General features: G+C 67.6%; 5 protein-coding genes. All 5 read right to left on the reverse strand.

Translation table 11 applies throughout. The features are described from left to right. On the reverse strand, positions 1-431 hold a 431-nt coding region (locus tag VEG08_02795), incomplete at its 3' end, for a HAMP domain-containing protein (protein ID HXZ26908.1). 49 nt (positions 432-480) lie between these two features. Beyond that, complete coding sequence (locus tag VEG08_02800) at positions 481-1002, reverse strand: chemotaxis protein CheW (GenBank protein HXZ26909.1); 522 nt, start codon at positions 1000-1002, stop codon at positions 481-483. Between the two features lie 35 nt (positions 1003-1037). Continuing rightward, positions 1038-1397, reverse strand: a complete 360-nt coding sequence (locus tag VEG08_02805) for a response regulator (GenBank protein ID HXZ26910.1) — start codon at positions 1395-1397, stop codon at positions 1038-1040. Positions 1398-1528: 131 nt separating this feature from the next. After that, entirely contained in the window at positions 1529-2209 is a 681-nt protein-coding gene (locus VEG08_02810) for a hypothetical protein (GenBank protein HXZ26911.1), read from the reverse strand. A 21-nt stretch (positions 2210-2230) separates the two neighbouring features. Then, on the reverse strand, positions 2231-3609 hold a 1379-nt coding region (locus tag VEG08_02815), incomplete at its 5' end, for a hypothetical protein (GenBank protein HXZ26912.1).

The raw sequence follows: 3609 nt of genomic DNA on the forward strand, positions 1-3609 counted from the left end.
ACGATGGTCAGGAAGTCGGTCACGCTGCGCTGCAGCGACTCCTGCGCCTCCTGGTTGAAGACCGCCTTGGAGACCTTGTCGGCGCTGAGGTTGAGGTTGTCGGCGATGTAGCCGAAATCGTCGGCGGAGTCGATCTGCACCTTGGAGCGGTAGTCGCCGGCGGCCAGCTTCTCCGAGTATTCGGCCAGCTCCCGGGCGGGCTTGAGCACCCGGCTGCTCAGCAGCAGGTACAGGACGAAGCAGACCCCGACCATGATGGCGAGGGCGCCTAGCGCCCGGGTGCCGGTCTCGCTGTACCGGCCCAGCGCGTCCAAAAAGGGCAGGCCCTGTGCGTAGGCGCCCGCCCCAAAGCCCAGGACGAAGACGACCAGCATGCCCACCAGGGTGGCGGCCACCAGGATCCACACGGTCGAACTCAACCGACCTTTCATAACGTCCTCCGAACTTCCGTGCGCGGGCGGGCCGCGCCAAGCTGCTCGCTCAAATCACCGGGATGGGAAACGTCTGCGTCATGCGGCGCAGGTCCAACGCCAAAGCCAGCCGGTCCTCGTGGCGCAGCATGCCGCAGCAATGGGGCACGTCGCGCGGGGCCTCGTCCACCAGCAAGGGCTCGGTCGTCGAGTAAGTGCCGATGACCTCGTCGGCAGCGATGCCGATGCGCAGGTCTTCATGGCCCTCCTCGCCGCGCAGGGAGGCCACCACCACGTTGCGGGGAGAGAGGTCCGGCCGCCGCCCTTCGGTGAAGGCGATGTCGATGACCGGCACGATCGAGCCCCGCAGGTTGAAGATGCCCATCAGGAAGCTGGGGACCAGAGGGACGCGGGTCACCGCGGGCCAGTCCACGACCTCCTCGACGTCGAGCACGGAGAGGCAGAAGCGCTCGCGCCCGGCGCGAAAGACGCAGTACTGCCGCTCCGGCGGCCGCTCTTCGAAAGCGGCTTCCGCCAGCGCCCCCGCTTCCGTCTCCGCCGGCTGGGGTTCGAGTTGGGGATCGTCGGCCATCGGTCAGTTCCCAGTTCCCGGTTTCCAGCTCCCGGTCATAAGAACTTCTGCACTGCGCCCAGCAGGTCTTCCCGGGTGAAGGGCTTGACCACGTAGCCGTCCGCCCCCTGCTGCTGGGCCCAGAACTTGTCGCTGGGGGTGTTCTTGGAACTCACCATCACCACCGGGATGCGGCTGTACTCAGTGTTGCCTTTCAACTCGCGGCAGACCTGGAAGCCGTTGCGCTGCGGCATGACCACATCCAAAAGGATGAGACCGGGCCGCTCCACATCGATGGTCTGCTCGATGCGGGTGGGATCGTTGATGGCTACCGAGGGATACCCCGCTTCCTGCAGAAGCGCCTGCATCAGCTTGATCTCCGCCGGCGAGTCGTCCACGATCAGGATCTTCTTCACAGCGCAAACCTCTCCCCGAGTCTCCGGAGAAAGAGGAGCAATTGCTCGGCCACCCGCGGGGGCCCGGGGGTATCCTTTTTTGTACCTCTTAAGTCGCCGAATTACAAGAACTTAGATAGGGTCCAGGAGCTTCAGAGCTGGGAGGCTAGGGCCTGCGACGGAGGGCTTGTCTCAGGTTGAGATTCCTGCTCCGCCTGCAGCTCCAACTCCAGGGAGGAGAAGCGCTGCATGATCTCGTGCAGGCGCAAGGCCATGGAGTGGATGGTGCTGATCTGATCGCGAATGGAAGCGGAAAAGGCCCCCGGCTCCAGCAGCAACAGCTCGGCGTTGCCCAACACGGAAGTGAGGCAATTATTGAGGTTGTGGCGCATGTCGAGCATGTAGCGGCCCAGAACGGCGTTGCGCCGGCTGACCGCGGCCGCCTGCTCGGAGCGGCGCAGGCGGGCCTGGGCCTCCAAGCGGCGGAAGATCTCCATCCCCAGCAGCACCACGGTTTCAGCCCACGGCCCCTGCTGGCTCAAGACTGGGATGCGGGGATACTGGGCGCGAAGCGAGGTCAGCACGCCGCTGTCGCCGGTGACGCAAAAAGCCGGGACGGTGGTGGCATCCAGGCCGCCCAGCACCGCTGCCAGGCGCCCGGTGCGCACCGGGCCGACGACGGCCAGGTCGTAGGCGCCAGATCCTCCTCCCTTCCACAGATCGCTGCTCACTACGGTGAAGGCGGGAACGGCGCGCTCGGCCTGCCAGCGCCCCATAAGGACGCGAGCGAACTCGGCTTCGTCGGCGATGATGAGCACGGTCTGCTGGTCCACGCGAACTCCCCCTCTGGCCCCTCAGGGCAGGAACTTCCTGGCCTCATCCGCCGAGGCCTGCAGGCGCTTGGCGGTGGCTGCCAGGTTCACGGCGGCATCGATGTTCTTGGCGTTGCGGGCGTCCTCGACGGCGGTCTGCATGGTGGCGCCTTCCGCCTTGGCAGCGGCGATGACCTTCTCCAGGGCGGCAGCCTCGTCGCTCCCCGCCGACGCCCGTCCTGCGGGCTGCTTGCGGCAGGCGGCGATGACCTCCACCAGGATGGCGCGCGCCGCCACCGCCCGCTGCAGGGCGTCAGAAAGCTGGTCGCCGCCCTCCACGAACGCCGCCACCTCCCAGGAAGAGAGCAGTAGCTTGGCGCCGCCGATCTCGATGCTGGTCACTGAGATCGACTTCTTGTCGCCGTTCTTCAGCAGTTGCTCGGCGATGCGGTCCTGGGCCTCTTCGATCTCGAGGACAAGAGGCCGGGGGGAGGGCTGGGGGGAGGGCTCGAGCTTGGCGGCCGGGGCGGGCTTGGGCGCTTCCGCAGGGACCTGGGCTTGCGGCTCCTCCTGGGGCGGCGGCGGGGCCGCGGCCTTCTGCGGCGCCACGATGGGCGGCGCCGGCGACTCTTCGGAGGCGGCCGACGGCTGCAGTCGGTCGGCGGGCGCGGGCCCGGCCTCGGGCACCACCGCGGCCAGTGCGGCTTCCACCGCAGCCCGGATCTCCGCCAGTTGGCGAAAGCTCTCCCCTGCGCGATAGGGAGCGCGGAATGCCTCTCTCCAGTCGCGGCAGATCTGTCGCAGGTGGCTCGCCGGTTCCTGCGCGGCCAATTGGGCGCGCGTGCAATCCAGGGTCTCGATCCCGCGCCGCTCCAGCTCGTCCAGGCCATGGCGGATGGCGTGCAGATCACCTTGCAGCAGGCGGAAGAACGCGCGCCGCACCAGAAAATTGAAGCGCACGAAAGCCAGCAGCGGGGCCGAGCCGAAGAACATCGGTCCGGCCGAGACCTTCACCTGGCGTCCGCGCTGCAGCACACCCTGGTCCAGTAACTCGCGCAGGCTGCCGCAGCGATGCAGGGCCTGCAAGGCCTCCTCCAGGGGCTGCAGCCAGGCCGGGAGATCGGTCGAGCACTCGCCCAGCACCGGCTCCATCACCTGGGCCACGTCCTCCAGGGCGACCTCTCCCTGGTGCAGGACGGGTGAAGCACAGTGCGAGAAAAACTGCACCAGCAGGAAATCGAGGCGGTCGCGCAGGGAATCGTCCTTGGGCTCGCGGGCCAGGTAGCGCACGATGAGATCGTGGAGATTCTCTTCGGTGGCCAGTTGCGTGGTCTGCAGCAGCGAGCGCAGGGGCGCGGCCTGGACGCGAGCGTCCATCTCGTCCAGCCAGCGGTGGGCTTGCTCCAGCGCCTCCGGCTGGG

Source organism: Terriglobales bacterium, assembly GCA_035624475.1.
Lineage (GTDB): Bacteria > Acidobacteriota > Terriglobia > Terriglobales > Acidobacteriaceae > DASPRL01.